At 38.2% G+C, this 238-nt stretch carries 1 protein-coding gene; it reads left to right on the top strand.

Annotated elements, in window-relative coordinates:
* On the top strand, nt 1–238 hold a 238-nt coding region (locus H4J41_RS17430; RefSeq protein ID WP_182138395.1), incomplete at both ends, for a helix-turn-helix domain-containing protein.

Genomic DNA, 238 nt, shown 5'->3' with positions numbered 1-238 from the left:
AGGGGCTAATAATTCACAAACCGCAAGAAACCTTCATATTAGCCGTCGTATTGTTAATGACTGGGTTAAAAGGTTTTATGAACAAGGTCTTGATGGTTTAAAAGAAAAACCTCGCTCTGGACGACCTTGTAATCTAAATGAACAACAGCTCTCCCAACTAAGCCAGTACATTCATGATAATAGTATTAAACCCAAAGGCGGAAGGCTCAAAGCACAAACACTTGTTGCTTATATTACT

Origin of the sequence: Colwellia sp. MB3u-45, from assembly GCF_014077005.1 — a bacterium.
In the GTDB taxonomy this organism is placed as follows: Bacteria; Pseudomonadota; Gammaproteobacteria; order Enterobacterales; family Alteromonadaceae; genus Cognaticolwellia.
This window is presented reverse-complemented; position numbering and strand designations above follow the sequence as displayed.